The 17,695-nt window shown below is 74.9% G+C and carries 15 protein-coding genes; 1 reads left to right on the top strand and 14 read right to left on the bottom strand.

Annotated elements, in window-relative coordinates:
• Nucleotides 1–9: 9 nt before the first annotated feature.
• Together HC251_RS09565 and HC251_RS09560 are read right to left on the bottom strand one after the other, a co-directional pair.
• A complete protein-coding gene (locus HC251_RS09565; RefSeq protein ID WP_219945068.1) occupies nucleotides 10–921 on the bottom strand; it encodes a decaprenyl-phosphate phosphoribosyltransferase in 912 nt (303 codons plus the stop codon).
• Entirely contained in the window at nucleotides 918–1,676 is a 759-nt protein-coding gene (locus HC251_RS09560) for a decaprenylphospho-beta-D-erythro-pentofuranosid-2-ulose 2-reductase (protein ID WP_219945067.1), read from the bottom strand. Before HC251_RS09560 ends, HC251_RS09565 begins: the two co-directional genes overlap by 4 nt.
• A 221-nt stretch (nucleotides 1,677–1,897) precedes the next feature.
• On the opposite strand from HC251_RS09560, the gene HC251_RS09555 reads away from it, so the two are divergent.
• Nucleotides 1,898–3,559 (top strand): hypothetical protein, encoded by a 1,662-nt coding sequence (locus tag HC251_RS09555; protein ID WP_219945066.1) that lies wholly within the window; start codon nucleotides 1,898–1,900, stop codon nucleotides 3,557–3,559.
• A gap of 57 nt (nucleotides 3,560–3,616) precedes the next feature.
• Here HC251_RS09555 and ispG read toward each other — a convergent pair whose 3' ends face one another.
• The 12 genes from ispG to HC251_RS09495 form a co-directional block, all read right to left on the bottom strand.
• Nucleotides 3,617–4,855: a flavodoxin-dependent (E)-4-hydroxy-3-methylbut-2-enyl-diphosphate synthase gene (gene ispG / locus HC251_RS09550; RefSeq protein ID WP_219945065.1), complete on the bottom strand. Its 1,239-nt coding sequence runs from the start codon at nucleotides 4,853–4,855 to the stop codon at nucleotides 3,617–3,619.
• Complete coding sequence (locus HC251_RS09545; protein WP_219945064.1) at nucleotides 4,855–6,222, bottom strand: RIP metalloprotease; 1,368 nt, start codon at nucleotides 6,220–6,222, stop codon at nucleotides 4,855–4,857. The genes ispG and HC251_RS09545 overlap by 1 nt, the downstream gene beginning before the upstream one ends.
• Nucleotides 6,223–6,264: 42 nt before the next feature.
• A complete protein-coding gene (gene dxr, locus HC251_RS09540; protein WP_219945657.1) occupies nucleotides 6,265–7,425 on the bottom strand; it encodes a 1-deoxy-D-xylulose-5-phosphate reductoisomerase in 1,161 nt (386 codons plus the stop codon).
• Between the two features lie 13 nt (nucleotides 7,426–7,438).
• Entirely contained in the window at nucleotides 7,439–9,865 is a 2,427-nt protein-coding gene (locus HC251_RS09535) for a phosphatidate cytidylyltransferase (RefSeq protein ID WP_219945063.1), read from the bottom strand.
• Between the two features lie 60 nt (nucleotides 9,866–9,925).
• On the bottom strand, nucleotides 9,926–10,483 hold the full coding sequence (frr, locus tag HC251_RS09530) for a ribosome recycling factor (protein ID WP_219945656.1): 558 nt from the start codon (nucleotides 10,481–10,483) through the stop codon (nucleotides 9,926–9,928).
• A 202-nt stretch (nucleotides 10,484–10,685) separates the two neighbouring features.
• Nucleotides 10,686–11,411: a UMP kinase gene (gene pyrH / locus HC251_RS09525; protein ID WP_219945062.1), complete on the bottom strand. Its 726-nt coding sequence runs from the start codon at nucleotides 11,409–11,411 to the stop codon at nucleotides 10,686–10,688.
• A gap of 40 nt (nucleotides 11,412–11,451) precedes the next feature.
• Nucleotides 11,452–12,246 (bottom strand): translation elongation factor Ts, encoded by a 795-nt coding sequence (tsf, locus tag HC251_RS09520; protein WP_219945061.1) that lies wholly within the window; start codon nucleotides 12,244–12,246, stop codon nucleotides 11,452–11,454.
• Between the two features lie 2 nt (nucleotides 12,247–12,248).
• Nucleotides 12,249–13,244, bottom strand: coding sequence for a 30S ribosomal protein S2 (rpsB, locus tag HC251_RS09515; RefSeq protein WP_219945655.1), 996 nt, complete (start codon nucleotides 13,242–13,244; stop codon nucleotides 12,249–12,251).
• 146 nt (nucleotides 13,245–13,390) lie between these two features.
• Nucleotides 13,391–13,933, bottom strand: a complete 543-nt coding sequence (locus tag HC251_RS09510) for a murein hydrolase activator EnvC (RefSeq protein WP_219945060.1) — start codon at nucleotides 13,931–13,933, stop codon at nucleotides 13,391–13,393.
• Between the two features lie 47 nt (nucleotides 13,934–13,980).
• The gene (locus tag HC251_RS09505) at nucleotides 13,981–14,907 is read right to left on the bottom strand and encodes a tyrosine-type recombinase/integrase (protein WP_219945059.1); all 927 of its coding nucleotides are present in this window, start codon (nucleotides 14,905–14,907) and stop codon (nucleotides 13,981–13,983) included.
• A 90-nt stretch (nucleotides 14,908–14,997) separates the two neighbouring features.
• Nucleotides 14,998–16,137 (bottom strand): DNA-processing protein DprA, encoded by a 1,140-nt coding sequence (locus HC251_RS09500; RefSeq protein WP_219945058.1) that lies wholly within the window; start codon nucleotides 16,135–16,137, stop codon nucleotides 14,998–15,000.
• Complete coding sequence (locus HC251_RS09495; protein ID WP_219945057.1) at nucleotides 16,134–17,654, bottom strand: YifB family Mg chelatase-like AAA ATPase; 1,521 nt, start codon at nucleotides 17,652–17,654, stop codon at nucleotides 16,134–16,136. Before HC251_RS09495 ends, HC251_RS09500 begins: the two co-directional genes overlap by 4 nt.
• Nucleotides 17,655–17,695: the final 41 nt, after the last annotated feature.

The raw sequence follows: 17,695 nt of genomic DNA, 5'->3' as shown, positions 1-17,695 counted from the left end.
GGTCGCCCCTCATGCCGCCAGCACCCCGATGCCGAAGACGGCGGCCCAGACGGCCCCGGCGCCGAGCAGCATCCGGTCGGCGAGCACCAGCTCCTCGGGCGCGCCGCCCTCCCCGGTGTCGAGGAGCTGGGCGTAGCGGAGCACGGCGGTGGTGAACGGCACGATGGACATCTGGTACCACGGGACGGACAGCCCGGTGAGGTCGGCCCGCTCGAAGGCCCACAGGCAGTAGGCGACGAGAACCACCCCGGAGCTGACCGCCCGCAGGTGGGCGAGGAAGCTGGGCGAGTAGCCGTCGAGGACCTTGCGGTGCGACCCGGCGTCGTCGCCCATGGTCACGACCTCGGCGTGGCGCTTGCCGACGGCCATGAACAGGGACCCGAACGAGGTGACGATGAAGAACCAGTCGGAGATGGGCACGTCGGCGGCGACCGCACCGGCGACGGCGCGCAGCACGAACCCCGACGCCAGGGCGATGACGTCGAGCAGCACGACGTGCTTGAGCACGAGCGTGTAGGTGGTGGTGAGGGCCACGTAGCCGGCGAGCACGGCGAGCAGCTGCCACCGCACCGAGAGGGCGACGGCCGCCCCGGCCACGGCGAAGGCGACCGCCAGGCCCCGGGCCAGCGGGACCGACAGCTCGCCGGCGGCGATGGGACGGTGGCGCTTGGTGGCGTGGGCCCGGTCGGCCTCGACGTCGCCGGCGTCGTTCAGGAGGTAGGTCGCGCTGGCGGCGAGGCTGAACGCCACGAACGCGGCGACCGTGGCGGCGACGGCGTCGGCCTGGCCGAGGACGCCTGCGGCACCGGGCGCCGCCAGCACCAGCAGGTTCTTGGTCCACTGCTTGGGACGGCAGGCGACCAGGACGGCCAGCGGGAGGGGGCGCGAGCGGCGGGTGGCGTCGGTGGCGCGCCCGCTCACCGCGCGGCCAGGCGTCGCCACAGGGGCCGGGGCACCAGCCGCAGGACCCCGAAGACGGCCTGGAGGACGGCGGGCGACCACACCGTGTGGCTCCCCCGGCGCAGCCCGTTCTCGATGTCGGCGGCGACCTTCTCGGCGGTCGTGGAGAACGGCGCCGGGTCCATGCCCTCGGTCATCTTGGTGGTGACGAACCCGGGACGGACGACCATCACGCGGGCGCCGCTGCCCTGGAGGGCGTCCCCGAGGCCCTGGGCGAAGCCGTCGAGGCCGGCCTTGGTCGAGCCGTAGACGAAGTTGTCCTTCCGGACGCGCACGCCGGCGACCGAGGACAGCACGACCAGGGTGCCGTGGCCCTGGGCCCGCAGGCAGTCGGCGACGGCCAGGCCGGCGGAGACGGCGCCGGTGTAGTTGACGGTCACGGCGTCGACGGCGGCGGCGTGGTCCTCGTCGAAGACGACCTGGTCGCCGAGGACGCCGAAGGCGAGGATCACCACGTCGATGTCGCCGGTGGCGAACACGTCGCCGATGACCTTGGGGTGCCCCACGGTGTCGGCGGCGTCGAAGGCGACCACCTCCACCTCGGCGCCGTCGCCCCGCACCGTCTCGGCCGCGGCGTCGAGCGCGGCGGACGGACGACCGGCGAGCACCACCCGGCGGCAGCGGTCGGCGACCAGCCGGCGCACCGTGGCCAGGGCGATGTCGGAGGCGCCGCCCAGCACCAGCACCGACTGGGCGCCACCGGCTCCGTCACGCACGGGAGCCTCCGTGCGTCGCACGGTGCGGGGCGAGGGGGAGCGCGGGCGCGTCGGCGAGAGCCACGTCGGCTGACTCTACCGACGCGGTCCGCAACGGGACGAACACCGCCGGGCATCCACCGGCGCCCGGCCCGGTCCCGTATCCTCGGCGAGCCCCGGCGCCGTCCGCTCCTGCGGGCCCGCCCACCCCCGCCGCCCCAGGAGCCCCCATCACCGCGACCGTGCACCGGCTCCTGCCGACGGACGAGGCCCGGGCCTTCTTCCGCTGGGCGGCCGGCGCCTACGCCCTCGTCACCGGGGTCGTGCTGCTCGCCTGCCTGCGGGTCAGCGACGGACGGCTCGTCTACGTGCTCGACGACCCGGCCATCCACCTGGCCATCGCCCGCAACGTCGCCGAGCACGGGACGTGGGGCGTCGTGCCCGGGCACTTCGAGTCGGCGTCGTCGTCGCCGGTCTGGACGGCGGTGCTGGCGATCGGCGTGCTGGTGCTGCCGGCCGGCGAGGAGGCGCTCGCCTTCGTCCTCAACGTCGTCGCCGGGTTCGCCGTCCTGGGCCTGGTGGCCCGGCACCAGACCGCACTGCACCCGTCGGCGCGCCACCCGCTCGACGTCCTCGCCACCGTGGTGATCGCCGTCGTCGTCTTGTTCCTCCCCGCCGCCGCCATGGTGGGGATGGAGCACGTGCTCCACCTGGCCCTCCTGCTCGTCGCCGTGCCCCTGCTGCTGCGCCCGGGTCCGGCGGCGACACGAGGGCGCGCCGCCCTCCCCTACGCCCTGATCGTGGTCGCCACCCTGACCCGGCTGGAGACGGCCTTCGTGGCCGCCGGCGTCGGCGCCGCCCTCGTCCTCGACGCCCTCCCGTGGGGGCGCGCCGCGCCCCTGCCGTGGCGACCGGTCGCCCGCCGGGTCGTCGGGCTCGGCCTGGCGTCGGGCGTCCCGCTCCTCGCCTACGGGCTGGTCAACAAGGCCATGGGTCAGGACCTGCTGCCCAGCTCGGTGGCCGCCAAGAGCGAGTCGATCAACGGCGCCGACCGGTTCCCCGAACCTCGCGAGGTGATGGATCGGCTGACGCTCGACCCGCTCCTCACGGTCCTGGTCGGCGCCTGCATCGTGCTGGCGATCCTCGGCTGGCGGGCCCGCACCCGGTGGGCGACCCTCGGCACGGCCGTGGCCGTCACCGCCGCCCTCCACGTCACCCTCGCCCAGGTCGGCTGGTACGACCGCTACCAGATCTACCTGATCGGCCTGGCCCTGGTGGCCCTGGCGTGGGCCGCCCGGGACATCCCGGCATCGCTGCGGGCGAGCCGGCCCCACCTCGTCCCGCTCCTGGTCCTCGTGCTGCTCCTCACCACCACGACCAAGGTCGCCCTGACGGTCGAGGCCCCTCGCGGGGTGGCCGACACCTACGAGCAGCGCTACCAGGCGGCCCGGTTCCTCGACCGCTACTACGACGGGGAGCCGGTCGCCACCGGGGAGCTGGGCTACATCAGCCTCTTCCACGAGGGCCCGCTCACCGACTTCTACGGCCTCGGCGACCACGAGGTGCTCGTCGCCCGCCGGGAGATCCGCGACGCGGAGGCCCGCAAGGCGTTCTGGGCCGAGCTCGTGCAGCGGCGCGGCGTCGCCGTCGCCGCCATCTACCCGACCAACCTCCTGGGCGAGGTGCCCGACAGCTGGATCCTCGTCGGCACGTGGCTGCTCCCCCGGGACCCGTTCACCGCCTACGACCGGAGCTTCCAGTTCTGGGCCACCCGCCCCGAGGAGGTCGAACGGCTCCACGCCCACCTCGAGGACTACGCCCCCGAGCTGCCGGACCCGGTCATCTACGAGCCCAACGAGCTGGCCCGCTACCGCGCCGCCCTCGAGATGGACGCCGGCGGCTAGCCACAGCCCGGCGACGGGGGACGCGGCGTGGCACGTCGCGTCCGGTCCGCCAGCCCCTCAGCCCAGGTTCTTCTGGATGAGCTGGACCTTCTGCTCGCTCATGTTGACGTCGTCGCCCTGCTCCCGGAGGAGGCGCTGGCGGTCGCGCTCGGCCTCCCGGGCGGCGACGGTGGTGTCGACCCGGGCGATGGCGGCGTCGGCACCGTTCTCGGCGATGAAGGTGGCCCAGTCCACGAGGGCGTCGACCATCTCGTCCTCGGGCACGACGGCGACGTTCTTGCCCTTGACGAACAGGTGGCCACGCTTGTTGCCGGCGGCGATGCCGATGTCGGCGTCGCGGGCCTCACCCGGACCGTTGACGACGCAGCCCATGACCGCCACCTGGAGCGGGATCTGCTTGTCGGCGAAGGCCTCCTGGGCCTGCCGCGCCACCTCGATCACGTCGATCTCGGCCCGGCCGCAGCTGGGGCAGGCGATCAGGTCGACGTTCTTGCGCTCGCGCAGGCCCAGGGCCTCGAGCAGCATCCGGCCGGCCTTGGCCTCCTCGACCGGGTCGGCGGTGAGCGAGTAGCGGATGGTGTCGCCGATGCCCTCGGCCAGGAGGGTGCCGATGCCGGCCGACGACTTCACCAGGCCGCCGGGCAGCGGGCCGGCCTCGGTGACGCCGAGGTGGAGGGGGTGGTCGACCGTCTCGGACAGCAGCCGGTAGGCGTCGATCATGAGCGGGACGCTGGACGCCTTCACCGAGATCTTCACGTCGAAGAAGTCGACCTCGGCGAAGTGGGCCAGCTCGATCTGGGCCGACTCGACCATGGCCTCGGGGGTCACGGTGCCGCCGTGCTTCTCGTACAGCTTGGGGTCGAGCGAGCCGCCGTTGACGCCGATGCGGATGGGCACGCCCCGGTCGCGGCACTCGGAGGCGACGGCCTTGATGTGCTCGGGGCGGCGGATGTTGCCGGGGTTCAGGCGCAGGCAGGCCACCCCGGCCTCGAGGGCGGCGAGGCCCATGCGGTGGTTGTGGTGGATGTCGGCCACCAGCGGGACCGGCGAGCGGGGCACGATCCGGGCCAGGCCGGCGGCCGCCTCGGCGTCGTTGCACGTGCACCGGACGATGTCGGCGCCGGCGGCCGCGAGGGCGTAGATCTGCTGGAGGGTGCCGTCGACGTCGGCCGTCTTGGTGGTCGTCATCGACTGGACCGACACCGGTGCGCCCCCGCCCACGGTGACCGGGCTGCGGGAGTGGGCCAGGGTGACGGCGCGGGTCGGCCGCCGGTCGGCGGTGGTGCGGACCTCCACTAGTTCACCTGCGCCGGGTTCACGAGGTCGAGGTACAGCGACGACACGAAGATCAGGCCCAGCACGAACACGACCGCGTAGGTCATGGGGATCAGCTTGCCCACGTCGGCCAGGTAGCGGCGCCCGTCGCGACGGCGCCACTCCTGGACCTTCTCGTAGATGGCGATCACCACGTGGCCGCCGTCGAAGGGCAGCAGCGGCACCAGGTTGAACAGGCCGATGAAGATGTTGATGAAGGCGAACAGCAGGACGAGGCTGGCCACGCCCCCGGTCTCCCCGGCGTCGACCCCGATGCGGAAGACCCCGAGCAGCGACAGGAGCCGGTTCTCGTTCGCGTCGGAGTCCTCGGCCGCGGCCGAGGACGACGACGGCGCGTCCGACGAGGTGGCGGCGGGCTCGTCGCGGGCGTCGCGCACCTGGCGGCTGTAGTCGGAGATCCCCGAGGGGGTGAAGAAGTTGCCCAGGCCCTCGACCGACAGCTTGGCCACCGATCCGAACTCGCGCACCGTCGCCGGGATGCCCTCGACCACGCCGAGCTTCTCGACGGGGATGGTCTGGCCGATCCCCAGGAAGCCGACCTCGGCGTCGTCGGGGTTGCGGCCCAGCGTGACCGCGACCTCGCGCTCCTCGCCGTCGCGGGCGACGGTGAGGACGACCTGCTCCTCGGGCTTGTCGGCCACGACCTGGCGGAGGTCCTCGAAGGTGGCCAGGCGCTCGCCGTCGATGGCGACGACGTCGTCGCCCTCCTGCAGCCCGGCCTCGGCCGCAGCGCTGTCCTCCGACACGCTGCCGACCCGCCACTTGGCGTCGTAGCGATCGGTGATGGACCCGCCCGAGAGCCCGAAGCCGACGAGCAGGGCGTAGATCAGGCCCAGGGCCAGGACGAAGTGCACGGTGGAACCGGCGACGGCCACGCCGAAGCGCTGCCAGAACGGCTGCTGGCGGTAGGTCTTGGGCTCGTCGGCCGGGTCGACCTCCTCGATGTCGTGCATGCCGACGATCTTCACGTAGGCCCCGGCCGGGATGAGCTTGAGGCCGTACTCGGTCTCGCCCCGCCGCACCGACCAGATCTTGGGCCCGAAGCCCAGGAAGAACTCGGTGCACTTCATCCCGGCCCGGCGGGCCATCACGAAGTGGCCCAGCTCGTGCAGGGTGATCATCACGACGATGCCGAGCACCATCAGGAGGCCGTAGACCCCCGTCGACGCGGTGAGGACGACGAGCAGGGCGGCGACCACGCCCAGGCGGACCCACTGCCCGAGCGTCATCTGCCCGTCCGGCTCGCCGGCGACCTGCTCGACGGCCTCGGCCGGGCGCCGGGGCGGCTCGGCCGGGGACGGCCGGGGGTCGGTCTGGGGGGCTGTCATCCGGGCCGCCTGCTTCGCTCGCTCATCGGTGCCTCTCGTCGGCTACGACCGTCCCGCGATGACCGTGCGGGCCGCGGCGCGGCCCCTCCGGTCGGTCTCGATCACGGCCTCGACGCTGTCGGGGTCTCCCCCATCATGCCGGGAGAGGACCTCCTCCAGGACGTCAGGGATGCCCGACCAGGTGAGGGCACCCCCCAGGAAGGCCTCGACCGCCACCTCGTTGGCCGCGTTGAGCAGCGCCGGCGTGCCCCCGCCCGCCCGGCCGGCCTCGTAGGCCAGGCGCAGGCAGGGGAAGGCGTCGAGGTCGGGGGGCTCGAAGTCCAGCCGGGACAGCTGGCCCCAGTCGATGCGCCCGAAGGGGGCGGCCAGCCGATCCGGGTGGGCCAGGGCGTAGCCGATGGGCAGCCGCATGTCCGGGAGCGAGAGCTGGGCCACGGTGGCGCCGTCGGTGAACTCGACCATCGAGTGGATGATCGACTGGGGGTGGACCACGACCTCGATGGCGTCGTAGGGGGTGCCGAACAGCTCGTGGGCCTCGATGACCTCCAGGCCCTTGTTCATCAGCGTCGAGCTGTCGACGGTGATCTTGGGGCCCATCGACCAGGTGGGGTGGGCGAGGGCCTCGTCCACGGTGACCTGGGCCAGGTCGGCCCGGCTCCGGCCCCGGAACGGTCCCCCGCTCGCCGTCAGCACGATGCGGGCGACGCGGTCGGGCCCGGTGGGGTCCCCCGAGCGCAGGCACATGTGGATGGCGCAGTGCTCGCTGTCGACGGGGACGATCTCGGCCCCCGGCGTGCGGCGGGCGGGCTGGACCACCGGGGCGCCGGCGATCAGCGACTCCTTGTTGGCCAGGGCCAGGCGGCGCCCGGCCTCGAGCGTGGCCAGGGTGACCTCGAGGCCGGCGAAGCCGACGACGCCGTTGACGCACACGTCGGCCTCGGCGCCCAGGCTGGCCAGCCCCTTGGTCCCGGCCCGGACCTCGACCCCCGGCAGGGCGGCCTCGACCTCCAGCGCCTTGGTCTCGTCGGCGACGGCGACGACGGCGGCGCCGGTGGCCCGGGCCTGGGTGACCAGCAGGTCGACCTGGCCCCCGCCGGCGCCCAGCGCCACCACCTGGTAGCGCTCGGGCTCGGCGGCGACGACCTCGAGCGTCTGGGTGCCGATCGACCCGGTCGAACCGGCCAGGGCGACGGTGGTCACGATGCGGCCGTCCCGGTCAGAAGGGGGCGAGCTCGAAGAGCATGGCGGCGTAGAAGACCGTGGGCAGGACGAACAGCAGCCCGTCGAAGCGGTCGAGGAGGCCACCGTGCTCGGGGAGCAGGTTCCCCATGTCCTTGACCCCGAGGTCCCGCTTGACCAGGGACTCGCAGATGTCGCCCAGGGGGGCGGCGAGCATGGCCAGCAGCCCGATCAGGGCGGCGTCACCGATGTCGTCCCACGGCGCGATCCCGAACAGCCCGACGACGACCACCACCGCGAAGAACGAGAGGCCGATCCCGCCCAGGAGGCCCTCGAGCGTCTTGTTGGGGCTGACCCCCGACAGCGGTCTCCTGCCGAACGTGCGCCCGATGATCAGACCACCGACGTCGTAGCCCACGGCCGCCAGGACCGCGGTGAGGAACATGCCCCGCCCGTCGGACTGGGCCAGGAGCAAGGCGGCGAAGGATCCCAGGCCGGCGATCCACGCCACGCCGAACAGGGTGACGCCGATGCTCTCGACCACCCGCGCGTCGCCGTCGGCCCCGACCAGGTGCCACGCCAGGGCGGCCATGACGGTGACGACCGCGAGCAGCGGGTAGGCCTCGATGCCCTTCCAGTACACGGCCAGGGGGTAGAGGGCGGCGGCGGCCAGCCCCAGGAGGCTGGCCGGGCGGTAGCCGGCGCGCTGCGCCGCAGCCTGGAACTCGCCCATGCCGACCACGAGGACCGCGGCGACGAGGACGAGCACGAAGGCGGACCCGAGGTACAGGAGGACGCCGGCGAGGACGGCGGCGCCGACCCCGACGGCGGTGGCGATGCCCAGGTTGCGACCGGCGCCGCCGCCGTGGTCACCGGGCTCGGGGACGGGCCGGGCCGGCGCCAGCCGGCGGCCCACCGGTGCCACCGTCGGCGCGGGGGCCTCGGGCGGCTCGGAGCCGACCTCGTCGAGCTCGTCGAAGTCGAACAGCTCCTCCTCGTGGGGCCGGTCGAGGTCCATGGCCCCGACGCGCACCTCGTCGTCGTCGGTGAGGTCGTCGAAGCCGTCGTGCCCCCAGGCGCCGTCGTGGCTGCGCCAGTGGGCGGCGGGCGTCGACCCGCTGGGGGCCGAGGTGGCGTCGTCGTCGCCGGCGAGGATGCGGGGCAGCTCGCCAGTGCCGGGCTCGGTCCAGTGCGGCAGCTCCACCTGGCCCGACGGCTCGTCGCCGAAGTCGAAGACCTTGTCGTCGTCGGCCCAGCCGCCATCGGGGGTGAAGAGCGGCGAGGCGCCCTCGGCGGGGGGCTCCGCCGTCGCCGCCTCGTCGATGCCCCAGCTGGGCTCGCCCCACGCGGCGAGCCCGGCGGCCTCGGCGTCGTCGGGCTCGGCGTCGGCGTCGGCGTCGGCGTCGGCCTCAGCGTCGGCGTCGGCGTCGGGAGGCGGGGGGCCCTCGGCGGCCTCCAGGTCGTCGGCGCCTGGCGCCCAGAGCGACGCGCCGGCCTCGGGGGCGTCGTCACCGTCGTCGCCCGCCGGCGGGGACGGAGGAGGGGCGGGCGGGTCGGGGATGCTGGGCATGGCGTCGGTGGCCTCGTCGCCGGTCAGATCCTCGATCGGGTCGGGGGTGATCGGAGGGGTGGGGGGGTCAGGGGTGATCGGGGGGTCGGGGGTGGGCGCCGGCTCGGGCGCGTCGGCCGCGGCCGACCCGAGGCCCAACCGGCCGAGCAGGCCCCGCCGCGGGCGGGGCGGCTCCTCGACGGCGCCGAAGGCGGACCAGTCGTCGTCGGCCGGCTCGGGTGCGAACGGGGCGCCCGCGGCGGAGGGCTCGTCGCGGACGTCGACCACCGGCTCGGGGATCACGACCGGCGCCTCCGGGACCGGGCCGTCGTCACCGTCGTCACCGCCGGCGGCGGCGTCGGCCGTCTCCCCAACGTCGTCGGCCCAGCGCACCGCGCCCGTGGGCTCGTCCCAGCTGCCGTCCCAGGGGTCGTCGTCGTCCACGAAGTCCTCGGCCCAGGACAGCTCCGGCTCGGCCGGGGTGTCGGACGGGGGCACCACCGGCTGGGCACCGGTCTCGCCTCGGGTCCAGGCGACGACGTCGGCCTGCTCGTCGGCGTCCCAGGCGGCCTCGCCCCAGGTGGACTCGGCCGGCCACGGGTCGGCGTCGTCGTCGTCGGGCACGTCGGGCTCGTCCCACGCCGGCGGCGGACGGGGGTCGAAGCGCTGGCCCTTGGCCGGGCGCAGCGACGGCGTCTCGGCGTCGTCGTCGGCCCCCAGCGGGAACCGCAGCGCCGGCTTGGGACCGGCCGGCGGTCGGGCCGGGCGGTCGCCGTACCGCGGGAGGTGGGTGCCGCGGCGCTCGGCCACGTCCCCGCGCTCGATGGCCTCGGCGGCCTCCTCCGCCCCGATGATCCGGACACCCTCGGCCGGGTCCCCGGGCCGGGCGTCGTCTCGCCTGCGGTCGTCGGCCATCGCTCTCCTTGCGTCGTGCCCGGGGACCGGCGCAGCCAGGCCCACGAGGGGCCGGCGCGCTCAGTCCTCGAGCAGCTCGGTCTCTTTCTGGGCGAGGGATTCGTCGATCTGGGCCTCGATGCGGTGCGTGAGGGCGTCGATCTCCTTCTCCGCCCGGGCCAGCTCGTCCTCGGAGAGGTCGCCGTCCTTGGCCAGCGTCTCCAGCTCGCTGCGCGCCGTGCGACGGGCGTTGCGCACCGACACCCGGTTGTCCTCGGCCATCTGCTTCACCAGGCGCACGAGGTCCTTGCGCCGCTCGCCGGTGAGGGGCGGGAAGCTCAGCCGGATGATCACGCCGTCGTTGCTGGGGTTGAGGCCCAGGTCCGAGTTGCGGATCGCCTTCTCGATGGCGGCCATGGCGCCCTTGTCGTAGGGCGAGATGACCAGCATCCGGGCCTCGGGCACCGAGATGTTCGCCATCTGCTGGAGGGGGACGTCGGCGCCGTAGTACTCGACCATCAGCTTCTCGACCAGACCGGGGGCGGCGCGGCCGGTGCGCACCCCGGCGAAGGCCTGCCGGGCGTGCACGACGGCCTTCTCCATCTTGTCCTTGGCCTCGTCGAGGACGAGCGCCACCATCTCGGGATCGCTCATCGGCTCGTCACCGGGCCGGAGACACCTGGCATCCGCTCGATCACCGGCGCGCCAGCCCGAGCTCGTGGGCCCAGCACGTCCCCGCGGAGGACGACGAGCGCCGGTGATCGCCGAACGCCTCCACTCGCTGCGCTCGCTCCGTCGTCGAAGACCGAACTGCGCCCCTGGGTTCGCTCGCTGCGCTCGCTCACCGGACCAGAGTACCGACTGCCCCGTCGCCGTCGAGGACGCGCCGGAGGTTGCCGGCCGCGGTCACGTCGAACACGACGATCGGCAGGGCGTTGTCCATGCAGAAGGTGATGGACGTCGGGTCCATGACGTTGAGGCCCTTGTTGAGGACGTCCATGTAGGACACCTCGGTGAGCTTGGTGGCCGTGGGGTCCAGCTTCGGATCGGCGGTGTAGACGCCGTCGACGCCCGAGTGGGTGCCCTTGAGGACGGCCTGGGCGTCGATCTCGGCGGCGCGGAGGGCGGCCGGGGTGTCGGTGGTGAAGAACGGGCTGCCGAGCCCGCCGGCCAGGATCACGACCCGACCCTTCTCCAGGTGCCGGATCGCCCGGCGCCGGATGTAGGGCTCGGCGATCTGCTCCATGTGGACCGCCGACTGGACCCGCGTCGGCTGGCCCATCTGCTCGAGCATCTCCTGGAGGCCGAGGGCGTTGATGACCGTCGCCAGCATCCCCATCTGGTCCGCCTGGGCCCGGTCCATGCCCTCGCCGGCGCCGATCTGGCCCCGCCAGATGTTGCCGCCGCCGACGACGATGGCGATGTCGGTGCCCAGGTCGTTCCGCACCGCGCAGATCTCGCCGGCGAGCATGCGGAGCGTCTCGCCGTCGATGCCGTAGCCCTGGTCGCCGGCGAAGGCCTCACCGGACAGTTTGAGGACGACGCGGTTCCAGCGGGGCTCGGTCACGAGCGGTGCCCGTACCTTCTTGCCCGCTCGCTGCGCTCGCTCACGACCCGACGACGACCTGGGCCACCCGGGCGACGTCGGCGTCGCCCAGGAGGGCCTTGATGGTGGTCTTCTCGTCCTTCACGAAGCCCTGCTCGAGGAGGACGCGCTCCTTGAACCAGCCGGTGAGACGCCCCTCGACGATCTTCTCCATGGCGGCCTCGGGCTTGCCCTCGGCGCGGGTGATGCCCTCGAGCGTCGCCCGCTCCTCGGCCACCTCGGCCTCGGGGATGTCCTCGCGCCGGATGCCGATGGGCTTGGTGAAGGCCACGTGCACGGCGACGTCGTGGGCCAGCTCCCGGGTGCCCCCGGTGAGCTCGACGATGACGCCGTTGACCCCGCGGCCGTCCTGGCGGTGCACGTAGGAGTCGATGACGTGGCCGGGCTCGGCCTCGATGCGCACGACCTGGCCCAGCTCGATGTTCTCCTTGAGCGTGAGCTTGAGGTCGTCGATGGCCTCGGTCTTCGAGGTCGCCGCGCTCTCACCCTTGACCGCCACGAGCGTGGCGATCTCCTGGACGAGGGCGGTGAACTGGTCGGACTTGGCCACGAAGTCGGTCTCGCACTTGAGCTCGACGATGGCGGCGACGGAGCCCTCGAGGGCCACGGCGACGGTGCCCTGGCTGTTGTCGCGGTCGGTGCGGGAGGCCGCCTTGGCCAGGCCCTTCTCCCGCAGCCACTTGGCCGCGGCGTCGGGGTCGCCCCCGTTCTCGGTGAGCGCCTTCTTGGCATCCATCATCCCGGCGCCGGTCGACTGGCGCAGGGCCTGGACGTCCTTGGCGGTGAAGTCGGCCATGTCTAGGACTGCTCCTCTGCTGCTGCGGTGTCGCTCGGGGCCGGGGTGCCGGCCGGGATCTCGCCCTCGGCGTCGGGCGCCGTGGCCGGGGCGACCTCGGGCTCGGCGGCAGCCTCGGCCGCGGCCTCGGTGGCGGTGGTGTCGGGCGGGGTGCCGGGGCCGTCGGTGGCCTCGGGGGCGGCCGGGGCGGTGGCCCCGGCGGCGAGACGGGCCTCGCGGGCGGCGGCCTGGGCCGCGGCCTGGTTGCGGGCCTCGGCCTGCTCGGCGGCGATGCGGGCCTCGTCCTCGGCGCTGCGGACGACCTTGGCCGCCGCCCCGCCGCGGCGGGACGCGATCAGGCGGCCCTCCTCGACGGCGTCGGAGATGATCCGGCACATGAGGGTGCCGGAGCGGATGGCGTCGTCGTTGCCGGGGATGACGTACTCGATGACGTCGGGGTCGCAGTTGGTGTCGACCACGGCGACCAGCGGGATGCCGAGCTTGTTCGCCTCGGTGACGGCGATGTGCTCCTTCTTGGTGTCGAGCACGAACACCGCGTCGGGCACCTTCTCCATCTGGTGGATGCCGCCCAGGTTGCGCTCGAGCTTGGCCAGCTCGCGGCTGAGGAGGAGGGCCTCCTTCTTGGGCATGGCGTCGAACTCGCCGGAGAGCCGCATGCGGCGGTACTCCTGCATCTTGGCGACCCGCTTGGAGATGGTCTCGAAGTTGGTGAGCATGCCGCCGAGCCAGCGCTGGTTGACGTACGGCATGCCGCACTTCTCGGCGTAGCTCTGGACCGGGTCCTGGGCCTGCTTCTTGGTGCCCACGAACAAGACGGTGCCGCCGTCGGCGGTCATGTCCCGGATGAAGCTGTAGGCCGTCTCCAGGCGCTGGAGGGTCTGCTTGAGGTCGATGATGTAGATGCCACCGCGGTCACCGTGGATGAACCGCTGCATCTTCGGGTTCCACCGACGCGTCTGGTGCCCGAAGTGGACACCCGCCTCGATGAGCTGCTTCATGGTCACGACGGGCTGATCCACGTCGATCTCCTTTCCCAACGGTTCGACGTCACCCGGTCCTGACGCCGGTGAGGGCGACCGTTGGTGGACCGGGCTGAGAGGTTGTGTGCGCGGCCCCGACCTGGTGCCAGGGCCGACGGATGATCTTAGGCCGCGACGCCACCGAGCCCACCAAAACTCCGGGTCGGTGGGGCCCGGCGGCGGCCTCCGTCGACCGGGGCCAACCGCACCCAGGGTGGGCCGTCGGCGCCCCAGAGCGACGTCGGGTCGATGTAGGCGTCGCCCCGCCGGGCGCCGACGTGCAGGCGGCTCCCGGTCGTCCCCAGCACGTGGCCGCCCGGGACGACGGTCCCGGCGGCCACCGCCACCGTGGCCAGGAACGAGTACGACGTGCGGATCCCGTCGGGGTGGGTGACGGTGACGTGGAGCTCGCCGGCGACGCGGCCGGCGAAGGTGACCGTCCCCCGCCCTGCGGCCCGGACCGGCGTCCCGGGCTCGGTGGCGTACTCGACCCCCCGGTTGCCCGGGAGCCAGGGCTGGGGCGGCGGCCGGAACGGGTCGCTGATCGGGGCGTCGACCGGGGGGTCGTAGTCGACCGCTCCCCCGCCCCCCGGGTCGCCGACCTGGGCCGCCGCCCGCGGCGCCCCGGGGCCACCGGGGAGCACCGACGCCGTCGCCGCCACGACCACGGCGAGGACGACCAGGGCCCGGCGCCGGCGCCCGGCCCGGGGCGCCCTCAGGCCCGGGGGTGGGTCTCGGTGTGCACCTGCCGGAGCCGCTCCTTGCTCACGTGGGTGTAGATCTGCGTCGTCCGGAGGTCGGCGTGACCGAGCAGCTCCTGCACCGCCCGCAGGTCGGCGCCCCCGTCGAGCAGGTGGGTGGCGAAGCTGTGGCGCAGGGCGTGGGGGTGGGTCGGGCTGGCCGAGCGCCCGTCGAGGATGCGGCGCACGTCGCGGGGCGTCAGGGGCCGCCGGCGGCGGTTCACGAACAGGGCCGGGACCGGCGCCGCGCCCACCAGGTCGGCCCGGCGGGGCAGCCAGCGGCGGATCGCCGCCACCGCTGGCTCGCTCACGGGCACGATGCGCTGCTTGGACCCCTTGCCCAGCACCGTGACCCGCCCCCGCTCCAGGTCGACGTCGCCCGGGGCCAGCCCGCACAGCTCCGAGACCCGGAGCCCGCTGCCGTAGAGCAGCTCGATCACGGCGTCGTCGCGGGCGTGGAAGCAGCGCTCGACGGGGTCGTCGGGGCGGGTCGCCTCCACCATGGCGTCGACCTGGTCCGGGCGCAGGACCTGCGGGAGCCGCGAGTCGCCCTGGGGGGCCGAGACGTCGAGGGCCGGGTCGGCCCCGATCCGTCCCGTCCGCCGCGCCCAGTGGAAGTAGCGGCGGAGCGAGCTCACGTGGCGGGCGAGCGAGCGGGGCGAGAGGCCCGCCCGCTCGACGGTCTGGCCGCGGTGGTCGCCGGGGCCGTCGAGCCCGTCGGCCAGCTCCCCGAGGTACACGCGGAGGGTCGAGCGGTTGATCCGGCCCGGCCCGGCGTGGGCGTTGCGCTCGGCCCAGGCGACGAACCGGCGCAGGTCCCGGCCGTAGGCGGTGAGCGTCGCCGGGCTGACGTCGGTGAGCGACTGGAGGTACGCCTCGACGTCCCAGCCCGCGTCGTCCACCGCGCCCACGGTACCGAGCGGCGAGGGCAGCGACGGCGACCGCGGTGCCGGCGAGCAGCACGGCCGGGAGCAGGAGGGCCGGCGTCGCGGTCACAGCGACACCCGCCTCTCGATGCGCCCGCCCCGGCGATCGACCCACCCGTCGACCTCGAGCTGGTCGAGGGCCACGGCCAGGGGGCCGAGGGCGAGGCCGGTGCGGGCCGCGACGGCGTCGAGGGTGGCCGGCTCCCACCCGATGGCCCGGAGGATCCGGGCCCCGTCTCCGCGCGGACGGGGGCGCGGGTCGAGGACGCCGGCGGCCTCCTCGGGGGCGGCGACCAGCCCGGCGGCGACCAGCACGTCGTCGGCCCCCGAGCACACCTCGGCGCCCTGGGACAGCAGCCAGTTCGTCCCGGCCGAGGCGGCCGAGCGGATCGAGCCGGGCACGGCGAGGACGGTGCGCTGGCGGCGCAGCGCCTCGTCGACGGTGTACATCGAGCCGCCCCGCCGAGGCGACTCGACCACGACGACGACGTCGGCCAGGGCGGCGACGAGGCGGTTGCGGGCCGGGAACCGCCAGCGGCCCGGCGGGGTGCCCAGCGGGTACTCGCTCAAGACGACGCCGGCCGCCGCCACCCGGCGCCACAGCGGCCCGCTGCGCGCCGGGTAGACGACGTCGAGCCCGCTCCCCACGACCGCGACGGGCGGGGCGCAGCCCGGGCCGCCGGCGAGGGCTCCGGCGTGGGCGGCGGCGTCGATGCCTTGGGCCAGCCCGGAGACGACCCGCCCGCCGGCCCGGGCGCACTGCCGGCCGATCTCGTGGGCCAGCTCGGCGCCGGCGGGGGTGCACCGACGGGTGCCGACGATGGCCACCGTCGGCCCCGCCGTCGCGCCCAGGGCCCCGTCGCCGAAGAGCACGACCGGTGGCTCGAGGTCCTCGTCGAGGCGGGTGGGCATGCGGCCGTCGCCCCGCACCGCCACGGTGATGCCCCGGTCGCGGTGCCGACGCCAGAGGGCGCCGACGTCGACCGCGCCGCTGGCCCGGGCCCAGGCCTCGGCCTGGGTGGCGGCGCCGGGCCCCACCACCTCGGCCAGCGGCCGCAGGGTGTGGGCCCGCCCGGAGCGGACGAGGTCCCACGCCTCCTCGGCCGCGCCCGCCTCCCACAGCGCGCCGAGGCGGGCCGGGCCCATCGCCGGGAGCCCGGCGAGGGCCACCCACCACGCCGCCGCCGGCAGCTCGTCGGTGGTCATGCCGCCACCTCCGACCCGGCCGAGGCGCGGCCCCGCAAGGCCATGGCCAGGGCCACCGGCTCGACGCCGAGCGGTGCCTCCGGGTCGAGGCCGGCCAGGTCGGCGACGGTGCGGCCGACGCGGCGGACCCGGGCGAGGCCCCGGGCGGTGAGGCGGCCCTGGGTGAGCGCCAGCTCCAGCATGCGCGTCGCCGGCCGGTCGAGGGGGACGAGGGCGTCGAGGGCGCGGGCGGGGATGGCGGCGTTGGTCTCGACGCCCCGGTCGGCGGCGACCTGGCGGGCCCGGGCGACGCGCCCGGCGACGACGGCGGTCGGCTCGCCCGGCTCGGTGGCGAGCAGGGCCACGGGGTCGGGGCGGTGGACGGCCACCCGCAGGTCGAAGCGGTCGAGGATGGGACCGCTGAGCCGGCGCCGGTACCGGGCCCGGGCCGCCTCCGTGCACCGGCAGGCGGCCGCCTCCAGGCCCTCGCCGCACGGGCACGGGTTGGTGGCCGCCACCAGGAGGAAGCGGGCCGGCAGGGTGACGCTGGCCCGGGCTCGGGCCACCCGCACCACGCCCTCCTCGAGGGGCTGGCGGAGGGCGTCGACGACCGAGGGCGGGAACTCCCCCATCTCGTCGAGGAACAAGACGCCCTCGGTGGCCAGGCTGAGCTCGCCGGGGCGGAGCATCGCCGTCCCCCCTCCCACCAGGGACACGAGGGTGGAGCTGTGGTGGGGGGCGCGGAACGGCGGTCGGGTGGCGAGCCCGGCGCCCGGCACCTCGAGCCCGGCGGCGGACATGACCCGGGTGACGGCGAGGGCCTGGGGCGTGTCGAGGGGCGGCAGCAGGCCGGGCAGCCGGCGGGCCAGCATCGTCTTCCCGGCCCCCGGCGACCCGATGAGGAGGAGGTGGTGGCCCCCGGCTGCGGCGATCTCCAGGGCCTGGCGGGCCACGGGCTGGCCCCGCACGTCGGCCAGGTCGGGTGGGGGCGGCTCCGGCGGCGGTGGGGGCGGCTCGACGGGATCCGGCCACGGGCCGTCGCCGGCGAGCGCCAGCACCAGTTCGGCCAGGCGGTCGACGGGGCGCACCTCGTGCCGGCCGACGAGCCGCGCCTGGCGGGCCGACGCGGCCGGGACCACGATCACGCCGTCGGGCAGGGCGTCGACCAGGGGCACCACGCCGGCGACGGGCCGCACCGCACCGTCGAGCCCCAGCTCACCGATGCAGCCCAGACCGGCCAGGGCGGGGACCGGCACCTGGTCGGTCGCGCCCAGCACGGCCAGGGCGATGGCCAGGTCGAGCCCGGTGCCGATCTTGCGCTCGGCCGACGGGGCCAGGTTGACGGTGACCTTCGTCCTCGGCCACTCCAGGCCGGAGCTCTGGATGGCGGCGCGAGCCCGGTCCCGGGCCTCCCGGCAGGCGGTGTCGGGCAGCCCGACGACGGTGAACGAGGGCAGGCCGGTGGTGACGTGGACCTCGACGGTGACGTGGCGGCCCTCGACCCCGAGGATCGTGGCGGACGAGACGGTGGCGAGCACGTGCCCTCCGAGCGGCGGGGCGCCCCGGGGGGCGCCGACGG

It is taken from the genome of Iamia sp. SCSIO 61187 (genome assembly GCF_019443745.1).
GTDB lineage: Bacteria > Actinomycetota > Acidimicrobiia > Acidimicrobiales > Iamiaceae > Iamia.
The sequence above is the reverse complement of the archived record's forward strand: the minus strand, read 5'-3'. Positions and strand labels throughout refer to the sequence as shown.